Raw genomic sequence first — 25,062 nt, 5'->3', positions numbered from 1 at the left:
CTTACCTGCTCTTCTGTAGCAGGTGAGGCGAGTGGTCGCCGACGGACCGGAGTGGGGCCGGGGGATAGGGGGATGTCCGTGACACCGCAATCCGAACAGCGGGACCGGGAAGGGTGGCCGACCGGGAGTTTTCTCGGCGCGCTGCCGGAAGCCGTGCGCGCCGACCTGCTGAACATCGGGACCCGCTGCCGGTACGTCCCGGAAGAGATCCTGATGCACGAGGGAGAACGCTCCCGCCATGTGGTCCTGCTGCGCTCCGGCTTCGTCAAGGTGACCGCGCGCCTCGCCAACGGGCACGAGGCGCTGCTCGCGATCCGGGTCGGCGGTGACATCGTCGGCGAGATGGCCGCCATGGACGACGCGCCGAGGTCCGCCACGGTCACCGCCTGCGGCGACATCGCGGCTAGCATCGTCCGGGAGTCGGACCTCCGTCTCTTCCTCGACACCCGCCCCCAGGCGGCCCTGGCCATCGCCGGGATCGTCACCCAGCGCCTGCGCTGGGCGAACCGCCGCCGCGTCGAGTTCGGCGGCTTCCCGGTCAAGGTGCGCCTCGCCCGCGTCCTGGCCGAACTCGCGGCCTCGTACGGACACCGGGTGCCCCGCGGTCTCGTGATCGGCGTCGATCTCACCCAGCCGGAGCTGGCCGCGCTGACCGGCTCGGCGGAGGTCACGATCCACAAGGCGCTCGCCGAACTGCGCCGGGACGACCTGATCACGACGGGCTACCGGCGCACCACCGTGCTCGACCTGGACCGGCTCCGCCGGGTCGCCCGCATGGACGAGGACCAGGGCTGACGGCGCAGCCGTAGGCCGCCCGAACCGGAAACCGCCCGAACCGGAAACCGCCCGTACCGGAAGCCGCCCGGCCCCGACCCGCCCTCGACGCCTCGCCCGCCCCCGAAGACCGCCGCCCCTTCCCCGAAGCCCCCGCCCCCGCCCGCCGCCCACCCGGGCGCCCCCGTCCCTGCCGGACGCCCGCTCCCGGACCCTGCCCCGCGCCGGGTCTCGCCGCCACCCGCCCGTGACCCCGCGCCGGGCGCCACCCGGGCCTCCCGGTCGAGGGCCCGCGAGGCCCGTGGACGGTGCCCTTCCGGCCCCTCCCACCTCCCAATTCCGTATTTCTACGACCCACTCCGCGTTTCGCGCACCCCGGTGCACAGTTGACGCCCGAGCCCGCCCACTACGGCAGTCAGGTGGCCCCTCCGTGACCAACCAGCCCTCTCTTCCCCTGCCCGCGCAGGAGTCGATCCCGCGCCGCCTCTGCCTCGCGGCGGACGTGGAGAAGTACAGCCTGCTCGACACCCTCGGACAGGAGACCGTCCAGTCCGACCTCGTACGCCTCCTGGAGGAGGCCGCCGAACGCAGCGGTCTCGACCGGACCACCTGGGAGCGACAGCCGCAGGGCGACCAGGAGTTCGCCGTCCTCCCCCTCGACACGCCCGAGTCGGTCGTCCTCGGCGACTTCGTCCGCCACCTGGGCCAGCGGCTCGGGGTCCGCAACGCCAACCGGGACACGGCGGAGCGGATGCGGCTGCGCCTCGCCGTCGACACCGGCGTCGCCCGCACCGCCGCCCTCGGCTACGCCGGCCCCGCCCCCGTCGCCCTCGCCCGCTACCTCAACGCCGCCCAGCTCAAGCGGGTCCTGGAGGGCATCGACTCCACGGACCTCGCGCTGATCGTCTCCGACCGTCTCTACCAGGACGTCGTCCGGCTCCGCGGCCAGGGCCTCGACCCGCGGACCTTCGCCAAAGTGCACGTCAAGCAGAAGGAGTTCACCGGCTACGGCTGGATCCACGTACCCGAGCACGGACCGGAGGAGCTGGCGGAACTGGTCGCCGACCCGGAACCGAAGCCGGGGGAGGGGACCCGGACCGGCCCCACCCACGTCGTGGAGCGCAACGAGGGGGTCGTCCACTACGGCAGCGGTGACGCGACCACCGGCACGATCAACAAGAACTACTACCGGTGAGCGGGGCGGCGTCATGGCAGAGCACCTCACGTCCGACAGCGGGCCCGTGACCACGGCCGACGACGAACCGCCGGAGGAACGGCCGGGCGCACGGGACGGCACCGAGGAGGCGGAACAGTACGCCGAGGAGGACCCGGCGGTCGCCGACCACATCCGCGGTCTGCGCCGCCGGGGACTCCAGGGCATACGCGTCGCCGGCGGAGCGGTCGGCTTCGGCGCCGGCGACGCGGCCGGGACGATCAACAAGCACTACTACGCCTCCGCTCCGCACGCCGACCCCGTCGACGGCCGGATCCGCGAGGAGGACCTCGACCGCCTGCGCGAGCGGTACGTGGAGCCCGACAGCCACCGCGCCCTCACCGCACTGCTCCTCAAGGAGGGTGTCGCCGTGCTCCGCGGAGCGCCCGGCTCCGGGCGGTACACCACCGCGCTCCTCGCCGCGCAGGAGGTGATGGACGCCGAAGTCGTGCTCCTCGACCCGGAGATGGACCTGAAGCGGCTGCTGAGCCGGGGCGGCGACCTCCAGGCGGGACGGGGACACGTCGTCGAGGGCGACGGCCGGCCCTGGGCGTCCCAACTCCGCCCCCAACTGCTCAGCCGACTCAAGGAGGTGACCTACCGGCGCAGCCCGCTGGTCGTCGTCGTCGACGACCAGGTGCCGGTCGACGGCCTCGACGCGCACGTGGTCGAACACCGCGTCCCGGAGGGCCTGCGGTTCGAGGCCCTGGCACGGCACCTGGCCGTGCGGCTACCCGACCGCCCCGGTGCGTGCGAGAAGCTGCTGCGGCACGACAGCGTCCGGGCGGGACTGAACGGGCGCACCACCCTGACCGAGATCCATGCGATCGCGCGGCGGCTGGAGCGGTGCGAGCGCGACGGCGACGACGTCGACACCATCGCCCAGGGCTTCCAGGCACAGCTACGGGCCAAGGCCAAGGAACTGCTCCGCGCCCCCGTGCGGGGCGCCGGCCCCCAGGGCGGCAAGCAGGAGGTCTCCCTCTGGGCCCGGGCCTTCCTGCTGGCCTGTGTCGTGCTCGACGGGGGGCGGCTGAGCCGGGTGAGCCGGGAGTCCCACCAGCTCGCCGCGCTGCTCCACGGCGTGCGCTCGCCCTCGGTCGAACCGGAGATGCGGCTCTTCGAGGAAGGCCTCTCCGACTGGCTCGACACCTCCGTCGTGGAGCGGATCGACGGCTCGGGCGGGCCCGCCGAGGAGGGCCACCCCGACTGCCGGGTGCGCATCGCCCGGCCCGGCCTCGGCGAGGCGCTGCTGGAGACGCTGTGCCTCGAACACGGCGGAGCCCGCGCCCCGCTGCTCGCCTGGCTGGACAGCCTGGTCGTCCGGGGCGAGGAGGACATCCGCGTGTCCGCCGCCCAGGCCGCCGGCCTGCTCGCCGGCTTCGACTGGGACTACGTCCTGGAGGAGCTGCTCGTCCCCTGGGCGACCGCGAAGGGGGACCACGCCGACCGGCGCCGGCACGCGGCCGCCTGGGCACTGGAGCGTGCCGCCGCCGACCCCGTGCTCGCTCCGCGTGTCCAGCGGCTGCTCCGCGACTGGTCCCGGCGGCGGGACCGCCAGGCGTGCGCCCAGGTGGCGTACGGCACCGCGATCGGCGCGCGGTACCCGCTGGAGGCGCTGGGCAGCCTGGAGAGGATCGCCGGAACGAGCCTGAGAGGCGTACGGTCCGCCGTCCGGGAGATCTACGCCGCGGGGGCGCGGGAGCAGACGATCGAGCGGCTGGCCGCCTGGGCGGAGTCACCGCACTCCGGGCTCCGGGGCGAGGCGGCCGCGTGCCTGCAGCAGCTCAGCAGGTTCAGGGGCGATCTCGCGGTCACCGGATTCCTCGCCGACCCGGTGCAGCACGGCCATCTCCTCCGGCTGATGCGCGGCACCCTGTCCAGCCCCCGGCCCGGGGTCCCGCAGCGGGGCTGGGACTCCCTGCGGTCGTGGATCGAGCGGTCCGGGGACGAGCCGGGACTCGATACGACGCTCGTCGCGTTCGTCACCGAGCTGTTCCTCGACGACGGCTCGGCCGCCGGCCTGCGCGAGCGGTTCCTGTTCTTCCTCCGGCTGTGGAGCCACCAAGGAGTCGGCTTCGACGCGGCCGCCCAGTTCAACTCCCTCGTGACCGAAAGGTGGTCGACATGACCCGCACACCACGCCGCGGCCCGATCTCCTGGCTGCGCTCCCTCTTCGGCCGCCGGGCGGAACCCGACGCACCGGTCTTCTCCCCCGTGACGGTGGACGTGCCCGAGATCGTCAAGGTGCACCGGGAATCCGTGGTCGCCTTCGAAACCCCCTCCAAGGGAGGCGGGTTCGACTTCCGGATCGAGATCCGCTGCGACTGGTGCGCCGAAGGGCGCCTCGACACCCTCGCCCTCAGCCGCGCCGTCGACGGCTATCAGGCGGACCTGCCGCAGCGGCTCGCCGAACGCGTCCGCGAGATCACCCGGCACTACGAACCATTCCACGCGCAGGACGCCGAGCAGGCGGTCAACGAGGCGCTGCGCGAGGGCGAATGCTTCGACAGCGGTCTCGTGACGTGCCGTACGAGCACCGTCGTCCGGCCGCCGCAGGAGATCGTGGACCAGCAGCGCAAGGCGGCCCTGGAGCTCCAGCAGATCGAGCACGACTACGCCAAGTCGTCGCTGCGGGTACGGCTTTTGGGCGAGGTCGCCGAGGAGTGGCGGGCCTTCCTGGCGAGCGGCCTGGTCGACGTCGGCCCCGACGACGAGTCGGCCTCGTGGCTGACGCCGTGGGCGGTCCTCCTGGCCGAACGGCCCGAGGAGGCCGCGTCCGAGGTCAGCGCCATGTTCCGGGAGCGCCAGAAGCAGCTCGACCAGTTCATCACGCTCGTCGGACGGCAGCGCAAGGAGTACCAGGCACACGACCTCTTCGAGTTCGTCACCGACAACGAACGGCAGCTCGGCCGGGCCATGCGGCTCTTCGGACTCGTCCCGGCGGGGGAGCCCGGTCCCGCCGTCGGCCCGCCCGAGCCCCTTCCCCAGCCCCGGAGTTCCCGGAGCTGAACAGGGGGACGGGCGGGCGCCCGGCGGCGCCTGCGGTCAGAGCAGCAGCGGCCCGGCGAGGAAGGAGAGACCGGCGGCCAGGGCCATCAGACCCGTCCAGACGACACCCCGCGCGATGTACCGGTGCTTGGCCATTCCGACCCGGGCCAGGATCGGGATCAACTGCCAGATCTCGGCCCGCTCCGCCTCGTCGTCCTGCGACGGGGGAGTGCCGTCCGCCGAGGCCAGTAACGGCAGGCTGAACCGGTTCGGGGCGGGCGGCGGCGCGAGGCGGGGCCGGAGGGCCTGGGCGACGCAGTACACGGCCGGCAGGAAGGCCGCCACGTGCAGCACGAGCAGCCCGGCGGCCACCCACGCCCCCGGACCGCCACGCGTCCACGCCTCGCGCACCACCGCACCCTGCGGTACGGACGCGGCCACGAGACCCGCCTGGACGGCGCCCAGGATGCCGACCTTGGCGTCGGCGAACTGGTTCGACGCCTGGAGCGAGGTGTAGACGGCGAGACCGGAGCGCAGACCGGCCGCCGTGCGCTCCGCGGAGCGCGAACCCGTCGCGGCGGGGCCGGCGTCGGAGCTGTCGGAAGCGTCGGCGGTGCCGCCGGACGCGGCAGCGGAGTGGGACATGGGGAGCCTCCCGGCATCGAGGTGGTCGAGGACTCCCAGTAACGGCCTCGGCCCCGGCCGAGAACAGTCATAAATGCGGATTCGACTCACTTGGGAGAGCACCATGTCCTTCTTGACCCGCGCGCTGCCCGGCCGGCTCCTCGCCGGGGCCCTCGCGCTCTCCGCGGCCGTGGCGGGCAGCGGTTGTGCGGCCTTCGAGGCCCCGAAGGTCCGGCATTGCGCCTGGCTGGACCCGTCGGCCGAGGACGTCGGCGGCACGGCGCGCACCGCCGTGCTGGTCGACCGGAGCTCCTCCGCCCGGCCCGGAGCCCGCACCGCTCCGGGAGCCCCGGTCCCGGACTGGCCCGCGACCCTGGTCCGCAGGCTCGACCTCGCGGGCCTTGAGGGCGGGACCCTCTCCATAGCCGGTTTCGACGGCACCCGCGCGACCGTCGACTGGGAGGCCGAGGCGGCCTCCGTCACCCACGCGGAGGGCACCGACGAAGCGAAGGAGGACCAACGCCGGGCCCGGCGCGGATGTCTGGTGGAGCGGCTCCGGCAGGCGTCGGCCGGGGCACCGCGGTCGGGCCGTACGGACCCGCTGGGCGCCCTGGCGGCGACCGTCGACCGGCTCGGCCCCGGAGAGGGCCGCCGCCGCGTCCTGGTGGCGACCGACGGGCTGGCCAACACGGGCTGCGCCGACCTTCGGCAGGCCGGGTTCGACGGGACCGCGGAGATCGACGCGATCGTCGCGCGCTGCCGCTCGGCGGGTGAACTGCCCGCTCTGCGGGGGGTCGAGGTCCAGCTCGTGGGCATCGGTCTCACGGCCGGCGGACCCGTGCCGACGTCCGTGCAGACCGCCTGGCTGACGACCCTCTGGACGCGCCTGTGCCGGGCGGCCGGCGCCTCCGACTGCCGTACGGAGGCCTCGGGACGCACCCGGAAGGCAGGGGAGCGTGCCGCCGAGCGGCAGGTGGCCGAGGAGCCCGCGGTCACCTTCCCGGCCGTGTCGGAGCGACCCGCCGGGCGGGTCACCACGCTCACGCTCCCCGGTTCGGTGCTCTTCGCGACCGACACCTCCGCCCTGTCGCCGCAGGCGCGCGGCACGCTGGACGCCGCGGCGAAGCGGATCCGGGAGCTGGGGCCGCTCTCCGTCGCCGTCTCCGGGCACACCGATTCGCGGGGCACCGAGGAGCGCGGCAAGCGGCTCTCGCGGGACCGCGCCGAGGCCGTCCGCGCCGCCCTCACCGCGCGCGGCATCGCGGTGGAGTCGGCCCGCGGCCACTCCGACGACCGGCCCCGCTGCACACCCGAGTACCGCGACGGCGAGCCGGACCACGCGGCGATGGCCTGCAACCGGCGGGTCGAGATCGCCGTCACCGTCCGCCGCTGACCCCACCGGCCGGTCCGACCAGGGCCGCACCCCGAGCCACGACCCGGAGAGAAGGACACCGTCCGATGACCGAGAACCACCGAGGCGTCCCCTGCCACCACGGCTGCGGATGCGACATCCGGCACCTGGTGAAGAGCGCCGAACAGGGGCCGGAGCGCACCCCGGAGAACCTCGACAACGGCGAGATGCGGATGCTGCTGCGCGCGGCCCGCGAGGTCGCCGAGATCGTCGGCCACAACCGCGAACAGCTCGCCGCCGCCCGCTCCCGGACCATCGGCACCCACGCCCGGGCCGAGGAGACCCTGCACGCCCTCGCCCGCTTCGAGGCCGCCGCCTCGCTGCGGGCCGCCCGCGCGGCGCACGACGCCGTCGAGAAACGCCACGCCGGGGACGGGGCGCGCGACCGGCGGCGCCGCGACCTGTGGATCAGGGCGTTGCGGTGGCCGGTGATCGCCGCCATGGCCGTCTTCGACGCCTGGTACTTCATGCGGGTGTTCCAGTACCTCACCAGCAGTTCGGAGGCCGTCTCGGTGATCGAGCGGACGGTCTCCTTCCTGCCCGGGGTGGTCCTGGCCCTGGCCCTGATGCTCTCCGGGCACGTGATCGCCGCGCCGTTGCACGGGATACGGGAGTGGCTGCACGAGCTGAGCGGGCGCCACCCATTCTGGGCGCTGGTCGGCTCCCTCGTGCTGCCCGTGCTCTACCTCCTCTCGGTGCTCTTCGTCGTCACGGTGTGGGCGCTGATGCGGGCGCGGGAGACCGGGGTCGGCGAGGGCGACATCGAGGGGGCGCGGTACGCGCCGGGCTGGGTGGCCGCGCTGATGCTGGTCCTGGCCCTGACCGCCGTCGTGATGAAGGTTGTCGCGCACAATCCGTACGCGGACAGCGCGGCCGAGGCTCGGCGCGGCTTCCTCGAGGAGCGTACGGCGTACGGGCTGCTGGTGCGGGGGGCCGGCGAGGCCCTGCGCGATCACGAGGAGGCGTGGAGCGACCTGTGCGCGGCGCGCGACGAACTGGCCTCGCACGTGCGGCTGGAGAGCATGCGGGTGTGGGAGGCGGCCATCCTGTCCGCCCGCATGCTCCACGGGCAGGCGGGACATCTGCCGCCCACCCCGGCCTCGCTTCCCGCCGGTGCGTCGGCGGAGCCGTCGGCGGCGGCGCTGACGGAGCCCCTCTTCTCGGGGGTGGTGGAGCCGCCGCCGGAGCTGGGCCCGCTGATCGAGGCGCACCGCATCACCCTCGACTACTCACCGCAGGAACTCCGGCGGCAGCGTGACGAGTTGATCGGACGGATCGATCTTCAGCTCGCGGCGGTGTGAGCGCGTGTGCCGGGCCCTTCACCGCACCGGCCGCTCACGGCCGGTGCGGTGGGGGCGCGTCAGGCGGCGGTCTGCGGGACGAGTTGGGCCGCCAGCCAGGTCGGGACGCCGCCCAGGAGCCGGAAGAGGCGGGTCGCCTCGGCGCGGAGGCGGCGTGCCTCCGGTTCCGTCTCGGTGTCCGCGAGGGCGGTGAGGGCCGGGGCCGTACCGACGAGGAAGCCCAGCTCCTCGCGGATCCGGAGTGACTCGGCGAAGCCGTGTCGTGCCTCGGCCAACTCCCCTTCTCGTAAGGCGAGTCCGGCGAGGTGTCGCCAGGTGGAGGAGAGCAGCAGGGTGTCGCCCCGGTCGGCGGCGCCCGCGTGGGCGCGGCGGTAGGCGGCGCGGGCCGCCTGCGGGGAGTCGCCGAGGTTCTGGGCGACGAGCCCGCGCCGCAGGTCGAGCAGCGGGCGCCCGCCTGCGGTGGGGCCGATCAGCGCGGCGGCCCGGCCGAGCGCCACGCGGGCCTCGTCGGCCCGGTCCCGTACGCCGAGCAGCGTCGACGCGTAGGCGAGGTAGCCGCGTTCGCATGCCGCGGCCCCGCGTTCCTCGTCGCTCTGGGCGACCGCCTCGGCCGCCCGCAGTGCCTCCTCGGCGTCGGCCCAGCCCTGTTCGGTGTAGAGACAGCGTTCGATCAGCAGCGCGGCCCGTTCGAGCGCCGCCGCGGGTTCGGCGGCGTGCGGAGTGAGCAGGGCGGCCGCGTCCGTCCAGCAGCCGCGGGATCGCAGCCGCCATATGGCGGTCTCCATTGGGGTCTCCTTGCCGTAGGCAAGGGACGGTTCGACGCTATCCGTTGTTTCGGAACCAGACATGGCGGTGTCCGCCACATTGCCCTCCCCGAGCGCGCCATTGAGCTGTTGAGTTGCCTCGCATCTCAGCACGAAGGGGAGCGCCTGGCCAAGGGGTCGAGTGAATCATTTCACAAGAGCCGTGCGCGCACCGGTATACGGACACGTCCGGTACCCGGGATCGGCGCCTGATCCGGCCGACCTGCGCCCTGTCGGACGGCCCCGTGGGGAGGGCCGGGGCGGCCGCCGGTGAGCGACGCCGGAACCCGCCCCTCCGGCCGCCCCCGGACTCGCCCGAAAAGATGAATCTCGCCCGCCCATGGGTTCCCCCGGCCGCGTTGCCCCGACCGGGTGAAGTACGGGGCCCTGCCCGGCTCACCCCTCCGGCGAGTGAGCTGCCAGGGCCGGCTTGGGCCGGGTGAGCCTGCCAGGGCCGGCTGGGGGCCTTCGGCGAGTGAGCCGAAGGGGCGCGCGGCTGTCGAAAGGGAGGTCGCGCACAGCTCCCGAGGTACGAGGGAGCGAGCACGTCCGACTGTCGACAGTCGCACGAAGCGCCCCGGAGGCGAACCGAGCCCTCAAAAAAATCAGCTCATGCGGAGGGCGAGGAAGAAGTCGAGCTTGTCCTCCAGGCGCGACAGGTCCCGGCCGGTGAGTTGCTCGATCCGGCCGACTCGGTAGCGCAGGGTGTTCACATGCAGGTGGAGGCGGGTGGCGCAGCGTGTCCAGGAGCCGTCGCAGTCGAGGAAGGCTTCCAGGGTGGGGATGAGTTCGGCGCGGTGGCGGCGGTCGTAGTCGCGCAGCGGGTCGAGGAGGCGGGCGGTGAAGGCGCGGCGGACGTCGTCGGGGACGAAGGGGAGCAGGAGGACGTGGGAGGCGAGCTCGTGGTGGCCGGCGGCGCAGACGCGGCCGGGGCGGGCTGCGGCGACGCGGCGGGCGTGGCGGGATTCTTCGAGGGCGCCGCGGAGGCCTTCGGCGGAGTGGACGGCGGCGCTGACGCCGAGGGTGAGGCGGCCGTCGTCGGCGAGGCCGGAGGTGAGGGGGCCGCGGACGGCGGCGAGGAGGGTGTCGGCGTGGAGGCCGAGGCCGTGGGTGGGGCTTTCGTCCTCGCTGTCGGGGAGGGGGCCTGCGGGCAGGGGGACGAGGGCGATGGCTTCGTCGCCGTGGTGGGCGACGGCGATGCGGTCGGCGGAGTCGGCGCCGACGGTGGCGGGGTCGACGAGGATTTCTTCGAGGAGGGCTTGGGCGACGGGGCCGCTGTCGATGGCGGTTCCGGGGGTGCCTTCCTGGTCCCATTCGACGCGGGCGACGACGACCTGCCAGTGAGGTGCGCTGCCGAGGCCGGGGAGGAGGACGGGGGCGGCGACGCGGAGCCGGGCGGCGATTTCGGCGGGGGCGGCGCCGGTCTGGACGAGTTCGAGGACTTCTTGGGCGAGCCGGCGGCGTACGGTGCGGGCGGCGTCGCGGCGGTCGCGTTCGACGGCGATCAGTTGGGTGACGCCTTGGAGGAGGTCGAGCCGGGCGGCGGGCCATTCGCCGGCGTCGGCTTCGACGGCGAGGAGCCAGTCGGAGAGCACGGTTTCGCGGACGTCGCGGGAGGCGGGGGCGGCTCCGCGGCCGGTGTTGCGGATCGGGAACAGGGAGTAGGTGGTTCCGCCGAGGGTGAGGCGGTGTGGGCCGCGGCGTCCGGTGCGGGTCGCGGCGAGGTGTTCTCCGGCGAGAGTGGCGGCCAGGCCGGCTTCGAGGGGGTCGCCTGCGCCGGCGATCTGGCGGCCGGTGGGGGAGAGGACCCAGGCGCGAAGGTCCAGGTCGGAGCCGAGGAGGTCGAGGACGACTTCAGGGCCGCCGCCTGCGGGGCCGGAGGTCATGAGGCGTCGGTGGCGGTCGACGACGGCCGCGAGGTCGCCTGCTCGTTCGCCGGAGACCTGTCGAACGACGTGTTCCGTGATCGTTGCGAACGCAACGGTCTCGTTGACCGCGAAGAGGGGCAGGCGGTGGCGCAAACAGGCCTGTACGAGATCGTCCGGGATGTCGCCGAGCTCGGCCTCGCCGGCCGCGAGGGCGGCGACTCCGGCGGAGGCGAGGATGCGGACGAAGGGTTCCGCGTCCGAGGGGTCCCTGAGCCAGGCGAGGCCGGTGAGGACCAGCTCGCCGCCGGACAGGTACCTACTGGGGTCCTTGAGGTCCGTCGTCATCACGCCGCGGACCGTGCGGTCCAGCTCTTCGTCACCACCGAGCAGGCGCAGCCCCAGCGCGTCGGTTTCCAGCAGTGCGCGCAGCCGCATCTCGTCTCCGCCGTTCCTTGTCGTCCGTCGCGAAAACTGTCGCGTTGTCGTCGGTGGCGTGGCGCCACCGTTTCCAGGGGAAAACGGCGAGGTTGCCGAGCCCCGCCTTTCGTTCGAATCTACAAGACGAACAAGGTCACCAGCCAACTCCTTCATGGTTTCGGTGACTGCACCCCAGCCTGCGGGGCTTGTGTACTAGGCCACACATCGCGTGAACAGCACATGAACATGAAATCGAAGTCGAGGGCCGGCCGTATCCCGGGCCCGCACGACGGACCCCCGATCACTAGAAGCACTAGAAGAGAGCCACCATGGACTTCCTTCGCCCCGCCAGCTGGGAGGAGGCGCTCGCCGCCAAGGCCGAGCACCCCACGGCCGTGCCCATCGCGGGAGGCACCGACATCATGGTCGAGATCAACTTCGACCACCGGCGTCCCCAGTACCTCCTGGACCTGAACCGCATCGAGCTGCTGAGCGAGTGGGAGGTCGGCGAGGAGAACGTGCGCCTCGGTGCCTCCGTTCCGTACACGCAGATCATGGAGCACCTGCGGGCCGAGCTGCCCGGCCTGGCGCTCGCCTCGCACACGGTCGCCTCCCCCCAGATCCGTAACCGCGGCGGTGTCGGCGGCAACCTGGGCACGGCCTCGCCGGCCGGTGACGCGCATCCGGCGCTGCTTGCCGCGGGTGCCGAGGTCGAGGTGGAGTCGGTGCGCGGCAACCGGTTCATCCCGATCGACGCGTTCTACACGGGTGTGAAGCGCAACGCGCTGGAGCCCGACGAACTCATCAAGACCGTCCACATCAAGAAGGCGGACGGCCCTCAGCAGTACTCCAAGGTCGGCACCCGCAACGCGATGGTCATCGCGGTCTGCGCCTTCGGCCTGGCACTGCACCCGGAGACCCGGACCGTGCGCACCGGCATCGGTTCGGCCGCGCCGACCCCGATCCGCGCCAAGGAGGCCGAAGCCTTCCTGAACGCGGCTCTGGAGGAGGGCGGCTTCTGGGAGAGCGGCAAGATCATCACTCCGTCGATCGCCAAGCAGTTCGCCGAGCTGTGCTCGGGTGCCGCGAACCCGATCGACGACGTCCGCGGCACCGCCAAGTACCGGCGCCACGCCGTCGGCATCATGGCCCGCCGTCAGCTCGGCTGGACCTGGGAGCAGTACCGCGGCACCGGCCGCACGCTTGAGGGAGCTGCATAACCATGCGCGTCAATTTCACGGTCAACGGTCGTCCGCAGGAAGCCGATGACGTCTGGGAGGGCGAGTCCCTCCTCTACGTCCTGCGTGAGCGGATGGGCCTGCCCGGCTCGAAGAACGCCTGCGAGCAGGGCGAGTGCGGTTCGTGCACGGTCCGTCTCGACGGGGTGCCGGTCTGTTCCTGTCTGGTCGCCGCCGGGCAGGTCGAGGGCCGCGACGTCGTCACGGTCGAGGGCCTGGCCGACTTCGCCAAGCAGCGCGAGGAGCACGGGGCCCACGGCGGCTGCGCCTCCGGCGCCTGCGGCACCTCGCTGGACTCCGCCAAGCAGTGGGAGGCCAAGCCCGGTCAGGACTCGCAGACCGGTGAGGGCATCGAACTGAGCCCGATCCAGCAGGCGTTCATCGACGCCGGCGCCGTCCAGTGCGGTTTCTGCACCCCCGGTCTGCTGATCGCCGCCGACGAGCTCCTGGAGCGTCAAGGCGACCCGTCCGACCAGGACATCCGTGAGGCCCTGTCCGGCAACCTGTGCCGGTGCACGGGGTACGAGAAGATCCTCGACGCGGTCCGCCTGGCGGCCGCCCGTCAGGGAGAGGCGGTCTGACCATGGCTCAGAACACCCGCACGGTTCCGGCCGGTACGCCGACGAACGTCACCCAGAGCCACACCAAGGGCGGCATCGGGGAGTCCACGCTCCGCCCGGACGGCACCCTCAAGGTCACCGGTGAGTTCGCGTACTCCTCGGACATGTGGCACGAGGACATGCTCTGGGGCCAGACGCTCCGCTCGACCGTCGCGCACGCCGAGATCGTCTCCATCGACGTCTCCGAGGCCCTCGCGATGTCCGGCGTGTACGCCGTCCTGACCTACGACGACCTGCCGACCGAGGTGAAGAACTACGGTCTGGAGATCCAGGACACCCCCGTCCTGGCGCACGGCCGGGTACGCCACCACGGCGAGCCGGTGGCCCTGATCGCCGCCGACCACCCGGAGACCGCCCGACGGGCGGCCGCCAAGGTCAAGATCGACTACCGGGAGCTGCCCGTCGTCACCGACGAGGCCTCCGCGCTCGCCGAGGACGCGCCGCTGATCCACGAGGGGCGCGACGACCACCACGCCGGTCACGTCCCGCACCCGAACATCGTGCACCGCCAGCCGATCATCCGCGGCAACGTGGCGGAGGCGCGCAAGCGTGCCGACGTGATCGTCGAGGGCGAGTACGTCTTCGGCATGCAGGACCAGGCCTTCCTCGGCCCGGAGTCCGGGCTCGCCGTGCCCGGCGAGGACGGCGGTGTCGACCTGTACGTCGCCACCCAGTGGCTGCACTCGGACCTCAAGCAGATCGCCCCGGTCCTCGGCCTGCCCGAGGAGAAGGTCCGGATGACGCTCTCCGGCGTCGGTGGTGCCTTCGGCGGCCGCGAGGACCTGTCGATGCAGATCCACGCCTGCCTCCTGGCGCTCCGCACCGGCAAGCCCGTCAAGATCGTCTACAACCGCTTCGAGTCCTTCTTCGGGCACGTGCACCGCCACCCGGCGAAGCTCTGGTACGAGCACGGTGCCACCAAGGACGGCAAGATCACGCACATGAAGGCGCGGATCGTGCTGGACGGCGGCGCCTACGCCTCCGCCTCCCCGGCGGTCGTCGGCAACGCCTCCTCCCTCGGCGCCGGTCCGTACGTGATCGACGACGTCGAGATCGAGGCCGTCGCGCTCTACACCAACAACCCGCCCTGCGGCGCGATGCGCGGCTTCGGCGCGGTCCAGGCGTGCTTCGCGTACGAGGCGCAGATGGACAAGCTCGCGGCCAAGCTGGGCATGGACCCGGTGGAGCTGCGGCAGCTCAACGCCATGGAGCAGGGCACGATCATGCCGACCGGCCAGGTCGTGGACTCGCCGGCCCCGGTCGCCGAGCTGCTGCGCCGGGTCAAGGCCCGCCCCATGCCGCCGGAGCAGCAGTGGCTCGCCGCCGGCGAGGACGCGGACGTCCGCGCCCTTCCCGGTGGTCTGTCCAACACCACGCACGGCGAGGGCGTCGTCCGCGGTGTCGGCTACGCCGTCGGCATCAAGAACGTCGGCTTCTCCGAGGGCTTCGACGACTACTCCACCGCCCGTGTGCGGCTGGAGGTCATCAACGGCGAGCCGGTCGCCATGGTCCACACGGCGATGGCCGAGGTCGGTCAGGGCGGTGTCACCGTGCACGCCCAGATCGCCCGCACGGAGCTGGGCGTCACGCAGGTGACGATCCACCCGGCCGACACCCAGGTCGGCTCCGCCGGTTCGACGTCCGCCTCCCGGCAGACGTACATGACCGGTGGCGCGGTGAAGAACACCTGCGAGAAGGTGCGCGAGTCCGTCCTCGAGATCGGCCGCCGCAAGTTCGGCTCGTACCACCCGGCGTGGGCCACCGCCGAGCTGCTCCTGGAGGGCGGCAAGGTCGTCACCGACGGCGGCGAGGTCCTCGCGGACCTGGCGGACGTCCTCGAGGGCGAGTCCATCGACCAGGAGCACGAGTTCCGGCACCGCCCGACCGTCCCGTTCGACCTGGTCACCGGCCAGGGCGACGGCCACGTCCAGTACACCTTCGCCGCGCACCGCGCGGTGGTGGAGGTGGACACCGAGCTGGGCCTGGTCAAGGTCATCGAGCTCGCCACCGCGCAGGACGTCGGCAAGGCGCTCAACATGCTCTCCGTCGTCGGCCAGATCCAGGGTGGCACCACCCAGGGCCTGGGCGTCGCGGTGATGGAAGAGATCATCGTGGACCCGAAGACCGCGAAGGTGCGCAACCCCTCCTTCACGGACTACCTGATCCCGACGATCCTCGACACGCCGACCATTCCGGTCGACGTACTCGAACTGGCCGACCCCAACGCGCCGTACGGCCTGCGGGGACTCGGCGAGGCTCCGACCCTGTCGTCCACCCCGGCCGTCCTCGCGGCGATCCGGAACGCGACGGGCCTGGAGCTCAACAAGACGCCGGTCCGCCCCGAGGCGCTCACCGGCACCCTGTAGGACTCTCCGGGCGGTGCGTGCCTCCAGGGAACGTCACACCTTCCACCGCCCGTACCGCCCGGAGTACCCCCCGCAGTACCCAGCACCACCAGATCGATCTGAACCATCCCGTTCGTCTCGGGCCGTCCCCCGGGTCGTGCAGCCCACGCAGCATCCCAAATCCCGCAGCGTCTCTGACTTCCCCAGTCTTATGCGGGTGCCCCTTTGAACCTTGGGAGTAGGCCCCATGACCCAGTCGTCTGTGGAGCCCAAGACCGCCTCGGAGGACGCGGGCTCCGGCTCCAACGTCCCCTCCGGCCGTTCTTGGCTCGACCGGTACTTTCACATCTCGGAGAGAGGATCCACCGTCGCGACGGAGATCCGCGGCGGCGTCACCACCTTCATGGCGATGGCGTACATTCTCCTGCTCAACCCCCTGATCCTCGGCGGCAAGGATGTGGACGGCAACGTCCTCAGCCAGCCCGCGCTCATCACGGCGACGGCTCTCGCCGCCGCGGTGACGACCCTCCTGATGGGCTTCTGGGGCAAGGTCCCGCTTGCCCTGGCCGCCGGTCTCAGCGTCTCCGGTGTCCTCTCCTCGCAGGTCATCGCGGTGATGACCTGGCCGCAGGCCATGGCCATGTGTGTGGCCTACGGTGTGGTGATCTGTCTTCTGGTGGTCACCGGCCTCCGCGAGATGATCATGAACGCGATACCGCTGGCGATCAAGCACGCGATCACCATCGGCATCGGTCTCTTCATCGCGATCATCGGCTTCGTCAAGGCCGGGTTCGTGCACGAGAACCCGTCCCCCGGCGGTGGCCCGGTCACGCTCGGCCCCCTCGGTGAACTCCAGGGCTGGCCGGTCCTGATCTTCGCCGTCACCCTGCTGCTGATCTTCGCGCTGCAGGCCCGCAACGTCCCGGGCGCCATCCTCATCGGCATCGTCGCCGGCACGGTCCTCGCCCTGATCGCCAACGCCGTCGCCGACATCCCGGAGAAGGGCGCGGGAGCCTGGTTCTCCGGCTCGCCCGAGCTCCACGGCAGCGCCGTCTCCGCCCCGGACTTCTCGCTCATCGGCGAGGTCTCCTTCAGCGGCTGGGGCGACGTCGGCTACATCACGATCACCATGATCGTCTTCACCCTGGTGCTGGCCGGCTTCTTCGACGCCATGGCCACCATCATCGGTGTCGGCTCCGAGGCCAACCTGGCCGACGACAAGGGCCGCATGCCCGGCCTGTCCAAGGCGCTCTTCATCGACGGCGCCGGCGGTGTCATCGGCGGCGGCGTCGGCGGCTCCGGTCAGACGGTCTTCGTCGAGTCCGCCACCGGCGTCGGCGAGGGTGCCCGCACCGGCCTCTCCTCCGTCGTCACCGGCGCCTTCTTCGCGGCCTGCCTCTTCTTCACCCCGGTCACCGCGATCGTGCCCGCCGAGGTCGCCTCCGCGGCCCTGGTCGTCATCGGCGCGATGATGATGCAGAACGCCAAGCACGTCGACTGGAGCGACCGCTCCGTCGCGATCCCGGTGTTCCTCACCGTGGTCCTGATGCCGTTCACGTACACCATCACCACGGGTGTCGCGGCCGGTGTCATCTCCTACGCCGTCATCAAGGTGGCGCAGGGCAAGGCACGCGAAGTGGGCGCCTTCATGTGGGGCCTGACCGCGATCTTCATCGTGTACTTCGCGATCCATCCGATCGAGAGCTGGCTGGGCGTCAGCTGACGCCCGTACCGCCGCCCTCCACACACGTATCGAGGAGTTCGAGATGCTGGACATCGCCGAAGAGCTGCACCGGTGGGTCGAGCAGGGCCGCGAGTTCGCCGTCGCCACCGTGGTGGCCGTCGGCGGCAGCGCGCCCCGGCAGCCCGGCGCCGCGCTCGCCGTCGACCAGGACGGCACGGCGATCGGCTCGGTCTCGGGCGGATGTGTGGAGGGCGCGGTCTACGAGCTGTGCCAACAGGCCCTCGAGGACGGCAGGACCGTCGTCGAGCGCTTCGGATACAGCGACGAGGACGCCTTCGCGGTCGGTCTGACCTGCGGCGGCATCATCGACATCCTCGTCACCCCGGTGCGCGGCGGGGTCTTCCCCGCCGCCCTCCAGGCCGCCGTCTCCGGCGAGGCCGCGGCCCTGGCACGGATCGTCGGCGGCCCCGCCGACCTGCTGGGCCGGGCGCTGCTGGTCCGTCCCGACGGGTCGTACGACGGCTCCCTCGGCGGCCACCCCGAGCTGGACCGCACGGCGGCCGGCGAGGCCTTCGCCCTGCTGGACGCCGGCCGGACCGGCACCGTGGAGATCGGCGAGGACGGCAGCCGCTGCGGGCAGCCCCTCACCCTTCTGGTCGAGTCCTCCGTCCCCGCCCCCCGCATGATCGTCTTCGGCGCGATCGACTTCGCCTCCGCGCTGGTGAGGGTCGGCAAGTTCCTCGGCTACCACGTCACCGTGTGCGACGCCCGACCCGTCTTCGCGACCCCGGCCCGTTTCCCCGACGCCGACGAGATCGTCGTCGAGTGGCCCCACCGCTACCTCAAGGCCGCCGCCGAAGCCGGCGAGACCGACGGACGCACCGTCCTGTGCGTCCTCACCCACGACGCCAAGTTCGACGTCCCGCTGCTCGAAGCGGCCCTGAAGCTTCCCGTCGCCTACGTCGGCGCGATGGGCTCCCGCCGCACCCACGAGGACCGCAACAAGCGGCTGCGCGAGGTCGGCGTCACCGAGATCGAACTGGCCCGGCTGCGCTCGCCGATCGGCCTCGACCTCGGCGCCCGCACCCCCGAGGAGACGGCGATCTCCATCGCCGCGGAGATCGTCGCCAACCGCCGCGGCGGCAGCGGCGTCTCCCTCACGGGCGCGCACACCCCCATCCACCACGACGGGCCGCGCGCACCCGCCGGACGGATAGGCTCCGTCGCGTAGCCGGCCGTGGCGCTCCGGCCCCACGACACAGCACGACGGTACGGGCCGGAGCCCGACGGTACGGGCCGGTCCCGGCCGGGTCGGGATCGAGACGCGGACGCGCGGCGGTGCGACCCCCGCCGGTTAGGGTCCGGATCATGGAGATTCGTGACGTACCCGAAGCCCATCTCGACCGCGCCCTCGACCTCGCGTACCTCGTCTTCCACGAACGCCCCGACGAGGCGAAGCGCAAGCACCACCGCGCACTGATGCTGCCCTGCGCACGCGTCGGCGCCTACGACGGGGAGACCCTGGTCGGCTTCGTCGCCGCCCACCCCTTCACCCTCTCCGTGCCCGGCGGCGACCTGCCCTGTCCGGGCCTGACCTTCGTCTCCGTCGCCCCCACCCACCGCCGGCGCGGCGTGCTCTCGGCCATGCTCGGCGAGCTCTTCCGCCGCTGCGGCGAGCGCCGGGAGCCGATCGCCGCCCTGTGGGCCTCGGAGGACGCCATCTACGGCCGGTTCGGCTTCGGACCCGCCACCCAGGGCGCCCTCGTCGAGATCGACTCGCGGCGCCCCCTCGCCCTGCGCATCGCCCCCGACGAACGCCCGCTGCGCCTCGTCGACCCGGCCGCCGCGCCCGCCGCCGTCGGCCCGTACTACGCATCCACCCGCGCCCTGCGCGCCGGACGGGTCGCCCGCGACGAGGAGCGCTGGAGCGGCGAATGGCTCGCGGACGAGGACGAGGAGGACGACGAGCTGTCCCCGCCCCGGATCGTCGCCCTCGGCGACCCCCTCGCGGGCTACGCCGTCTACCGCACCAAGGGCGAGAACGAGGACACCCGGACCCCGGGCCTCGTCCGCGTCGACGAGCTGGAGGCCGACACCCCGGCCGTCGCCGCCGCCCTCTGGACGTACCTCGCCGCCGTCGACCTCACCGGCACCGTCCGCGCCTGGGGCCGCCCGCTCGACGACCCCCTGCTGCTCTTCGCGGCCGACCGCGACCAGGTGCGGGTGACCGGGCAGTTCCCCGCCCTGTGGGTGCGGCTCGTGGACGTCGGGGCGGCGCTGACCGCGCGGAGCTGGGCCGCCGCCGCGGAGCTGGTGATCGAGGTGCACGACGCCCGCGTCCCGGCCAACTCCGGCCGCTTCCGGCTCGCGGTGGACGGGCGGAGCGCACGGTACGAGCCGACCGGCGACCCGGTCGACCTCTCCTTCGACGTACGCGACCTCGGCGCCTGCTACCTCGGCGGGACGCGCGTCGCGGACCTGGTCGCCGCGGGCCTGGTGGAGGAGCACACCCCGGGCGCGGCGGCCGCCCTGGACGCTGCCCTGCGCACCGACCGCCTCCCGCACACCGACGACGAGTTCTAGGGGGTGTCCTGCGTGTGAACCATGCCGGGAACGCCAGGCAGGCGCTCCCTTGGGGCCCCGTCAGGCCGTGCCGGGCCGTGTCAGGCCGTTCAGCAGCAGCTCCGCGAGCTGTTCGTACGCCTCCGCGTCGGCGAGGCCCGTCGCCGACGCCACCTGCCGCTGCTGGATGCGGACCATCACCGAGGCGATGACATCGGCCGCGAAGGTCACGTGGACGTCGCGGAAGACGCCCGCGCGCACGCCCTCCTCGATCAGCTGCTGCACCCGCCCGGCCGCCGCGCGCGTGTTGCGTTCGTACACCTCCGCGGCCGGCTCGAAGGCGGCCACGTCGTCGAAGAACCGGGGGGAGACCGGGGCCAGTTCGGCGGCCACCGCCCGCAGATAGGCGGCCAGCCGCTCGGCCGGCTCGGTCTCGGCGGCGAGCACCGACTCCACCCGGGTGGTCGCGCGCCGGAAGAAGTGGACGACGGCCGCCCGGACGAGCTGCTCCTTGCTGTCCGCCAGGCCGTAGAGGGTGCGCTTCGAGCAGCGCAGCCGCGCGGCGAGGTCGTCGAGCGTCAGCTGGGCGAAGCCCTCGCCGACCAGGAGCGCCACCAGCTCCTCGAACAGGGCGGACCGGCGGGCGGCGCCGCGGCCGGTCAGCTTGGGCGCGCCGGCGGCTGAGGTCTCGATCACCCGAACAGTATGCCGGGCGGTCCTTCCGGGGGGTTACGCCGACACCCTTCTGCGCTACGCTAACCGGTACTGCCGTACCACCCCCAGTACCGCTTACCCGGTGGTGCCGAGTGTCACTGGAGTCGCCATGGATGTCGACCGCCTGCTTCCCACCCCCGAAGCCGCGGATCTCATCGCCCTCACGCGGGAGATCGCCGACAAGGAGCTCTCCCCCCGCGTGGACGAGCACGAGGCCGCCGAGACGTATCCCGAAGGTCTCTTCGCCACCCTCGGGGAGGCCGGGCTGCTCGGCCTCGCGTACCCCGAGGAGTTCGGCGGCGGAGGCCAGCCCTACGAGGTGTACCTCCAGGTCCTGGAGGAGCTGGCGGCCCGCTGGGCGGCCGTCGCCGTCGCCACCAGCGTCCACACGCTCGCCTGCCACCCGCTGCACTCCTTCGGCACCCCGGAGCAGAAGGAGCGCTGGCTGCCGGCGATGCTCGAAGGCGAGCTGGTCGGCGGCTACAGCCTCTCGGAGCCCCAGGCCGGCTCCGACGCGGCCGCCCTGACGTGCAAGGCGGAGCGCACCACCGACGGCCCCGGCGGGGACGCGTACCGGATCACCGGCACCAAGGCGTGGATCACCCACGGCGGCAAGGCCGGGTTCTACGCCCTCTTCGCCCGTACGGCCCCGGGCAGCCACGGCATCTCCTGCTTCCTCGCCCCGGGCGCCACCGACGGTCTGACCTTCGGGAAGCCGGAACGGAAGATGGGCCTCCAGGCCGTGCCCACCACCTCCGCCCACTGGGACGGCGCGCTCGTCGACGCGGACCGCCGCATCGGGGAGGAGGGGCAGGGACTCCAGATCGCCTTCAGCGCCCTCGACTCCGGGCGCCTGGGCATCGCCGCCTGCGCCACCGGCCTCGCCCAGGCCGCCCTGGACGCCGCCGTCGCGTACGCCAACGAGCGCACCACCTTCGGCCGGAAGATCGTCGACCACCAGGGGCTCGGCTTCCTCCTGGCGGACATGGCCGCCGCCGTCGACTCCGCCCGCGCGACCTATCTGGACGCGGCCCGCCGCCGTGACCTCGGCCGCCCGTTCAGCCGTCAGGCCAGCGCGGCGAAGCTGGTCGCGACCGACGCCGCCATGAAGGTGACGACCGACGCCGTGCAGGTGCTGGGCGGGTACGGATACACCCGCGACTTCCCGGTCGAGCGCTACATGCGCGAGGCCAAGATCATGCAGATCTTCGAAGGCACCAACCAGATCCAGCGGCTGGTCATCAGCCGGTCCCTCGTCCGCTGACCCCCGTCTGACGACCCATCCCGCTAGGAGCATCATGGACATCGCCGGATCCGCCGCGCTCGTCACCGGAGCGGCCTCGGGCCTCGGCGCCGCCACCGCCGCCGCCCTCGCGGCGCGCGGCGCGACCGTCTACGGCCTGGACCTGGACAAGGCCGTCGCCGCCTCGGGCCCCCTGCCCGACGGCGTCACCCTGCTCGCCGCCGACGTCACCGAGGAGGGCCCCGTCCGCGAGGCCCTCGCCCGGATCGAGGCCGACGGCGCCGAGCTGCGGCTCGCCGTCAACTGCGCGGGCATCGCGCCCTCCGCCCGCATCCTGGGCCGCAAGGGCCCCCACGACCTCGACCTCTTCCGCGCCGTCCTGAACGTCAACCTCCTGGGCACCTTCAACGTCATGCGCCTCGCCGCCGAGGTCATCGCCCGGCAGGAGGCGGACGAGCACGGCCAGCGTGGACTCGTCGTCAACACCGCCTCCATCGCCGCCTTCGAGGGCCAGGTCGGCCAGATCGCCTACGCCGCCTCCAAGGCGGGGGTCGCCGGAATGACCGTCACCGCCGCCCGCGACCTCGCGCAGTTCGGCATCCGGGTCGTCACCGTCGCGCCCGGCATCGTGGACACGCCGATGATGGCCGGCTTCAGCGACGAGATCCGGGCCGGGCTCGGCGCGAGCGTCACCTTCCCGCAGCGCCTGGCCCGCCCCGAGGAGTACGCCCGGCTTATCACCATGGTCACCGAGCACGACTACCTCAACGGCGAGACGATCCGGATGGACGGTGCCCTGCGCATGGCGGCCCGCTGACCCGTCGTCCCGGAGGGCCGTGACCCGCCCGGACGCTTCGTAGCACTTGGTGCCGCCTTCGCGTGGCACCAAGTGCCGCTTCGGCGTCCCCGGGGTGTTAGGTTCGGGCCATGGGAACGGGAACAGCGTCGACCAGCTCCGCGAAGCCCGGCATGCGGGACTCCCTCATCGCCGCGGCCTTCCAGCTCTTCCTGGAGCGGGGGTACGAACAGACGACCGTGGACGACATCGTCCGGACGGCCGGGGTCGGCCGCCGGTCCTTCTTCCGGTACTTCCCGTCCAAGGAGGACGTGGTCTTCCCGGACCACGAACAGTGCCTCGCCGACATGACCGCCTTCCTCGCCGCCAGCGAGGACGGCGACGACCCGCTGGTCCGGGTCTGCGACGCGGCCCGGCTCGTCATGCGGATGTACGCCGAGAACCCCACGTTCTCCGTCCAGCGCTACCGCCTCACCCGCGAGGTGACGGGCCTGCGCACTTACGAACTCTCGGTCGTCTGGCGGTACGAGAAGACCCTCGGCGACTATCTGCGCACCCGCTTCGCCGGCCGGCGCGACGGCACCCTGCGCGCCAACGTGGTCGCCGCGGCCGTGGTCGCCGCGCACAACCACGCCCTGCGCCACTGGCTGCGCTCGGGCGGCGAAGGGGACCCGCTGGCGGAGGTCGACAGCGCCCTGGAGTTCGTCCGGGACACCTGGAGCCCGGAGGGCACCCCGGCCGGCCCGGCCGAGGAGGCCGAGGACGTCGTCGTCGTGATCACCAAGCGCTCCACCCCCATGTGGCGGGTGGTCCGCGAGGTGGAGTCGAGCATCGGCGAGAGCTGAGCCGAGGGCCTGCGCCCCCCAGGGTTCTGAGTATCTTCAATTAGGGGAACTCAGGTCTTTATTATATGGCACTCAGTGCCATATCTTTGCCCTGCACGGTCGAGCCGCCGAGTGCAAGGAGAAGGCATCGTGTTCCACACGGGACTGAGGAGCGGGTGCGCCGTCCGGACCGAGGAATCGGGCGCAGACGCCGAGCTCTACTTCCAGCGCTGCCGCTGGTGCCACACCCATACGTACCAGCGTCTGCTCTGTCCGACCTGCGGGTCGACCGAGCTGGCGCCCGAACGCAGTGACGGCGAGGGCGTGATCACCGTACGCCGGGGATTCACCGCCGCGCAGGCGGACCTCTGGCCCGTCCACATGACCGAGGGCTTCGTCGTCCGCTGCCGGGTCGACGGCCCGCCGCACGCGGTGCGCCCCGGGGTGCGGGTCCGGCTCTCCTCCGCCGGCACGGAGGCCGCCCACCCCGTCGTCCGCCTCTGCGAAGAGGTCCCCCTCGACGGCTGGCTCTGACGGGGGCGAACCGGGAGACGGGCGACGAGAAGGGCCGGATGGTGGCACCCAGTGCCACCATCCGGCCCTTCTCCGTCACCCGAGCCGGTCCGTCGCCCCGGCCCCGACCGGCCTGGACGACGGACCGGCCGCCTCAGCGAGCGCCGATCTCGTCCGTCAGCTGTGGCAGGACGGCGAACAGGTCGCCGACCACGCCGTAGTCGACCAGGTCGAAGATCGGGGCCTCCGGGTCCTTGTTGACGGCCACGATCGTCTTCGAGGTCTGCATGCCGGCGCGGTGCTGGATCGCGCCGGAGATGCCCGCCGCGATGTACAGCTGCGGCGAGACCTGCTTGCCGGTCTGGCCGACCTGGTTGGCGTGCGGGTACCAGCCGGCGTCGACCGCCGCGCGGGAGGCGCCGACCGCCGCGCCGAGCGAGTCGGCCAGCTTCTCGACGACCCCGAAGCCCTCGGCCGCGCCGACCCCGCGCCCGCCGGAGACGACGATGGCGGACTCGGTCAGCTCCGGGCGGCCGGTGGAGACGCGCGGGGTGCGCGAGACGACCCGGGCGGCGTTGCCGGTGAAGGCGACGGTGACCTCCTCGACCGTGCCGGCGGCCGGGGCGGCCTCGGGCGCGGTCGAGTTCGGCTTGACGGTGATGACCGGCACGCCGTGCGAGACCCGCGACTTCACCTGGTACGAGGCGGCGAAGACGGACTGGGTGGCGACCGGGCCCTCGTCGCCGGCCTCCAGCTCCACGGCGTCGGTGATCAGACCCGAGCCGAGGCGCAGGGCCACGCGCGCGGCGATCTCCTTGCCCTCGCCGGAGGAGGTCACCAGGACGGCGGCGACGCCCTTGTCCTTGGCGATCTGGGTGAGCGCGTCGACCTTCGGGACGACGAGCTGCTCGGCGAACTCGGCGCCGTCCGCGACGTACACGGTGGCCGCGCCGTACTCCCCGGCGGTGGCGGCGACGGAGGCCGCCGCCTCGCCGGCGCCGAGGACGACGGCCGTCGGCTCGCCGATCCGGCGGGCCAGCGTGAGGAGTTCGAGCGCCGGCTTGCGGACCGCACCGTCGGCGTGGTCCACGAGAACCAGGATCTCAGCCATGATTCCTTGCTCC

21 protein-coding genes are annotated in these 25,062 nt (G+C 72.7%); 16 read left to right on the top strand and 5 right to left on the bottom strand.

The annotated features are described in order from the left end of the window. Positions 1-78: 78 nt before the first annotated feature. The 4 genes from ACZ6RC_RS14260 (at position 79) to ACZ6RC_RS14245 (ending at position 4,996) form a co-directional block, all read left to right on the top strand. The gene (locus ACZ6RC_RS14260; protein WP_391141949.1) at positions 79-795 is read left to right on the top strand and encodes a Crp/Fnr family transcriptional regulator; all 717 of its coding nucleotides are present in this window, start codon (positions 79-81) and stop codon (positions 793-795) included. A 409-nt stretch (positions 796-1,204) separates the two neighbouring features. Beyond that, positions 1,205-1,969 carry a hypothetical protein gene (locus ACZ6RC_RS14255; protein ID WP_469582368.1) on the top strand — a complete coding sequence of 255 codons (765 nt, stop codon included), beginning with the start codon at positions 1,205-1,207 and terminating at the stop codon, positions 1,967-1,969. Between the two features lie 13 nt (positions 1,970-1,982). Then, entirely contained in the window at positions 1,983-4,115 is a 2,133-nt protein-coding gene (locus ACZ6RC_RS14250) for a hypothetical protein (RefSeq protein ID WP_469582365.1), read from the top strand. Next, positions 4,112-4,996, top strand: a complete 885-nt coding sequence (locus ACZ6RC_RS14245) for a hypothetical protein (protein ID WP_391141957.1) — start codon at positions 4,112-4,114, stop codon at positions 4,994-4,996. Before ACZ6RC_RS14250 ends, ACZ6RC_RS14245 begins: the two co-directional genes overlap by 4 nt. 36 nt (positions 4,997-5,032) lie before the next feature. Here the strand turns inward: ACZ6RC_RS14245 and ACZ6RC_RS14240 are convergent, their stop codons facing one another. Beyond that, positions 5,033-5,620: a Pycsar system effector family protein gene (locus ACZ6RC_RS14240; protein WP_391141958.1), complete on the bottom strand. Its 588-nt coding sequence runs from the start codon at positions 5,618-5,620 to the stop codon at positions 5,033-5,035. 103 nt (positions 5,621-5,723) lie between these two features. On the opposite strand from ACZ6RC_RS14240, the gene ACZ6RC_RS14235 reads away from it, so the two are divergent. Together ACZ6RC_RS14235 and ACZ6RC_RS14230 are read left to right on the top strand one after the other, a co-directional pair. Further along, entirely contained in the window at positions 5,724-6,992 is a 1,269-nt protein-coding gene (locus ACZ6RC_RS14235) for an OmpA family protein (protein WP_469582361.1), read from the top strand. 65 nt (positions 6,993-7,057) lie between these two features. After that, complete coding sequence (locus tag ACZ6RC_RS14230; RefSeq protein ID WP_469582357.1) at positions 7,058-8,311, top strand: hypothetical protein; 1,254 nt, start codon at positions 7,058-7,060, stop codon at positions 8,309-8,311. Between the two features lie 59 nt (positions 8,312-8,370). On the opposite strand, the gene ACZ6RC_RS14225 is transcribed toward ACZ6RC_RS14230, so the two are convergent. Both ACZ6RC_RS14225 and ACZ6RC_RS14220 read right to left on the bottom strand, forming a co-directional pair. After that, positions 8,371-9,159, bottom strand: coding sequence for a hypothetical protein (locus tag ACZ6RC_RS14225; protein ID WP_391141966.1), 789 nt, complete (start codon positions 9,157-9,159; stop codon positions 8,371-8,373). Between the two features lie 560 nt (positions 9,160-9,719). Beyond that, entirely contained in the window at positions 9,720-11,417 is a 1,698-nt protein-coding gene (locus tag ACZ6RC_RS14220) for a PucR family transcriptional regulator (RefSeq protein ID WP_469582353.1), read from the bottom strand. Positions 11,418-11,728: 311 nt separating this feature from the next. Here ACZ6RC_RS14220 and ACZ6RC_RS14215 point away from each other — a divergent pair, with 311 nt between their 5' ends. The 6 genes from ACZ6RC_RS14215 (at position 11,729) to ACZ6RC_RS14190 (ending at position 19,869) form a co-directional block, all read left to right on the top strand. Continuing rightward, on the top strand, positions 11,729-12,619 hold the full coding sequence (locus tag ACZ6RC_RS14215; RefSeq protein ID WP_469582351.1) for an FAD binding domain-containing protein: 891 nt from the start codon (positions 11,729-11,731) through the stop codon (positions 12,617-12,619). 2 nt (positions 12,620-12,621) lie between these two features. Beyond that, positions 12,622-13,218, top strand: a complete 597-nt coding sequence (locus ACZ6RC_RS14210; protein ID WP_453611960.1) for a (2Fe-2S)-binding protein — start codon at positions 12,622-12,624, stop codon at positions 13,216-13,218. A 2-nt stretch (positions 13,219-13,220) separates the two neighbouring features. Further along, complete coding sequence (pucD, locus tag ACZ6RC_RS14205; protein WP_391141978.1) at positions 13,221-15,623, top strand: xanthine dehydrogenase subunit D; 2,403 nt, start codon at positions 13,221-13,223, stop codon at positions 15,621-15,623. A gap of 226 nt (positions 15,624-15,849) precedes the next feature. Next, positions 15,850-17,325 carry an NCS2 family permease gene (locus ACZ6RC_RS14200; RefSeq protein WP_391141980.1) on the top strand — a complete coding sequence of 492 codons (1,476 nt, stop codon included), beginning with the start codon at positions 15,850-15,852 and terminating at the stop codon, positions 17,323-17,325. Between the two features lie 43 nt (positions 17,326-17,368). After that, a complete protein-coding gene (locus tag ACZ6RC_RS14195; RefSeq protein ID WP_469582346.1) occupies positions 17,369-18,517 on the top strand; it encodes an XdhC family protein in 1,149 nt (382 codons plus the stop codon). Positions 18,518-18,654: 137 nt separating this feature from the next. Beyond that, positions 18,655-19,869 (top strand): GNAT family N-acetyltransferase, encoded by a 1,215-nt coding sequence (locus ACZ6RC_RS14190; protein WP_469582343.1) that lies wholly within the window; start codon positions 18,655-18,657, stop codon positions 19,867-19,869. 60 nt (positions 19,870-19,929) lie between these two features. On the opposite strand, the gene ACZ6RC_RS14185 is transcribed toward ACZ6RC_RS14190, so the two are convergent. After that, positions 19,930-20,544 carry a TetR/AcrR family transcriptional regulator gene (locus ACZ6RC_RS14185; RefSeq protein ID WP_391141987.1) on the bottom strand — a complete coding sequence of 205 codons (615 nt, stop codon included), beginning with the start codon at positions 20,542-20,544 and terminating at the stop codon, positions 19,930-19,932. A gap of 127 nt (positions 20,545-20,671) precedes the next feature. Between ACZ6RC_RS14185 and ACZ6RC_RS14180 the strand changes: the two genes are divergently transcribed. From ACZ6RC_RS14180 to ACZ6RC_RS14165, 4 genes are all read left to right on the top strand, one after another. Continuing rightward, the gene (locus tag ACZ6RC_RS14180) at positions 20,672-21,826 is read left to right on the top strand and encodes an acyl-CoA dehydrogenase family protein (RefSeq protein ID WP_453611952.1); all 1,155 of its coding nucleotides are present in this window, start codon (positions 20,672-20,674) and stop codon (positions 21,824-21,826) included. 34 nt (positions 21,827-21,860) lie between these two features. After that, on the top strand, positions 21,861-22,622 hold the full coding sequence (locus ACZ6RC_RS14175; RefSeq protein WP_469582339.1) for an SDR family NAD(P)-dependent oxidoreductase: 762 nt from the start codon (positions 21,861-21,863) through the stop codon (positions 22,620-22,622). Between the two features lie 110 nt (positions 22,623-22,732). Beyond that, complete coding sequence (locus tag ACZ6RC_RS14170; protein ID WP_391141994.1) at positions 22,733-23,446, top strand: TetR/AcrR family transcriptional regulator; 714 nt, start codon at positions 22,733-22,735, stop codon at positions 23,444-23,446. Positions 23,447-23,575: 129 nt separating this feature from the next. Further along, entirely contained in the window at positions 23,576-23,959 is a 384-nt protein-coding gene (locus tag ACZ6RC_RS14165; protein ID WP_391141996.1) for a Zn-ribbon domain-containing OB-fold protein, read from the top strand. 133 nt (positions 23,960-24,092) lie between these two features. Here ACZ6RC_RS14165 and ACZ6RC_RS14160 read toward each other — a convergent pair whose 3' ends face one another. Continuing rightward, entirely contained in the window at positions 24,093-25,049 is a 957-nt protein-coding gene (locus tag ACZ6RC_RS14160; protein ID WP_469582335.1) for an electron transfer flavoprotein subunit alpha/FixB family protein, read from the bottom strand. Positions 25,050-25,062: the final 13 nt, after the last annotated feature.

This window comes from Streptomyces sp. NPDC048353, assembly GCF_055587165.1.
Note: the sequence above shows the minus strand (reverse complement) of the source record. Positions and strands in the feature narration are given on the sequence as shown.

What these genes read in the sequence shown, in the direction of transcription:
- ACZ6RC_RS14225 (WP_391141966.1), bottom strand. Translation starts at nt 9,159, where the DNA reads ATGTCTGGTTCCGAAACAACGGATAGCGTCGAACCGTCCCTTGCCTAC.
- ACZ6RC_RS14180 (WP_453611952.1), top strand. Translation starts at nt 20,672, where the DNA reads ATGGATGTCGACCGCCTGCTTCCCACCCCCGAAGCCGCGGATCTCATC.
- ACZ6RC_RS14175 (WP_469582339.1), top strand. Translation starts at nt 21,861, where the DNA reads ATGGACATCGCCGGATCCGCCGCGCTCGTCACCGGAGCGGCCTCGGGC.
- ACZ6RC_RS14200 (WP_391141980.1), top strand. Translation starts at nt 15,850, where the DNA reads ATGACCCAGTCGTCTGTGGAGCCCAAGACCGCCTCGGAGGACGCGGGC.
- ACZ6RC_RS14250 (WP_469582365.1), top strand. Translation starts at nt 1,983, where the DNA reads ATGGCAGAGCACCTCACGTCCGACAGCGGGCCCGTGACCACGGCCGAC.
- ACZ6RC_RS14210 (WP_453611960.1), top strand. Translation starts at nt 12,622, where the DNA reads ATGCGCGTCAATTTCACGGTCAACGGTCGTCCGCAGGAAGCCGATGAC.
- ACZ6RC_RS14215 (WP_469582351.1), top strand. Translation starts at nt 11,729, where the DNA reads ATGGACTTCCTTCGCCCCGCCAGCTGGGAGGAGGCGCTCGCCGCCAAG.
- ACZ6RC_RS14220 (WP_469582353.1), bottom strand. Translation starts at nt 11,417, where the DNA reads ATGCGGCTGCGCGCACTGCTGGAAACCGACGCGCTGGGGCTGCGCCTG.
- ACZ6RC_RS14170 (WP_391141994.1), top strand. Translation starts at nt 22,733, where the DNA reads ATGGGAACGGGAACAGCGTCGACCAGCTCCGCGAAGCCCGGCATGCGG.
- ACZ6RC_RS14195 (WP_469582346.1), top strand. Translation starts at nt 17,369, where the DNA reads ATGCTGGACATCGCCGAAGAGCTGCACCGGTGGGTCGAGCAGGGCCGC.
- ACZ6RC_RS14190 (WP_469582343.1), top strand. Translation starts at nt 18,655, where the DNA reads ATGGAGATTCGTGACGTACCCGAAGCCCATCTCGACCGCGCCCTCGAC.
- ACZ6RC_RS14230 (WP_469582357.1), top strand. Translation starts at nt 7,058, where the DNA reads ATGACCGAGAACCACCGAGGCGTCCCCTGCCACCACGGCTGCGGATGC.
- pucD (WP_391141978.1), top strand. Translation starts at nt 13,221, where the DNA reads ATGGCTCAGAACACCCGCACGGTTCCGGCCGGTACGCCGACGAACGTC.
- ACZ6RC_RS14245 (WP_391141957.1), top strand. Translation starts at nt 4,112, where the DNA reads ATGACCCGCACACCACGCCGCGGCCCGATCTCCTGGCTGCGCTCCCTC.
- ACZ6RC_RS14160 (WP_469582335.1), bottom strand. Translation starts at nt 25,049, where the DNA reads ATGGCTGAGATCCTGGTTCTCGTGGACCACGCCGACGGTGCGGTCCGC.
- ACZ6RC_RS14235 (WP_469582361.1), top strand. Translation starts at nt 5,724, where the DNA reads ATGTCCTTCTTGACCCGCGCGCTGCCCGGCCGGCTCCTCGCCGGGGCC.
- ACZ6RC_RS14240 (WP_391141958.1), bottom strand. Translation starts at nt 5,620, where the DNA reads ATGTCCCACTCCGCTGCCGCGTCCGGCGGCACCGCCGACGCTTCCGAC.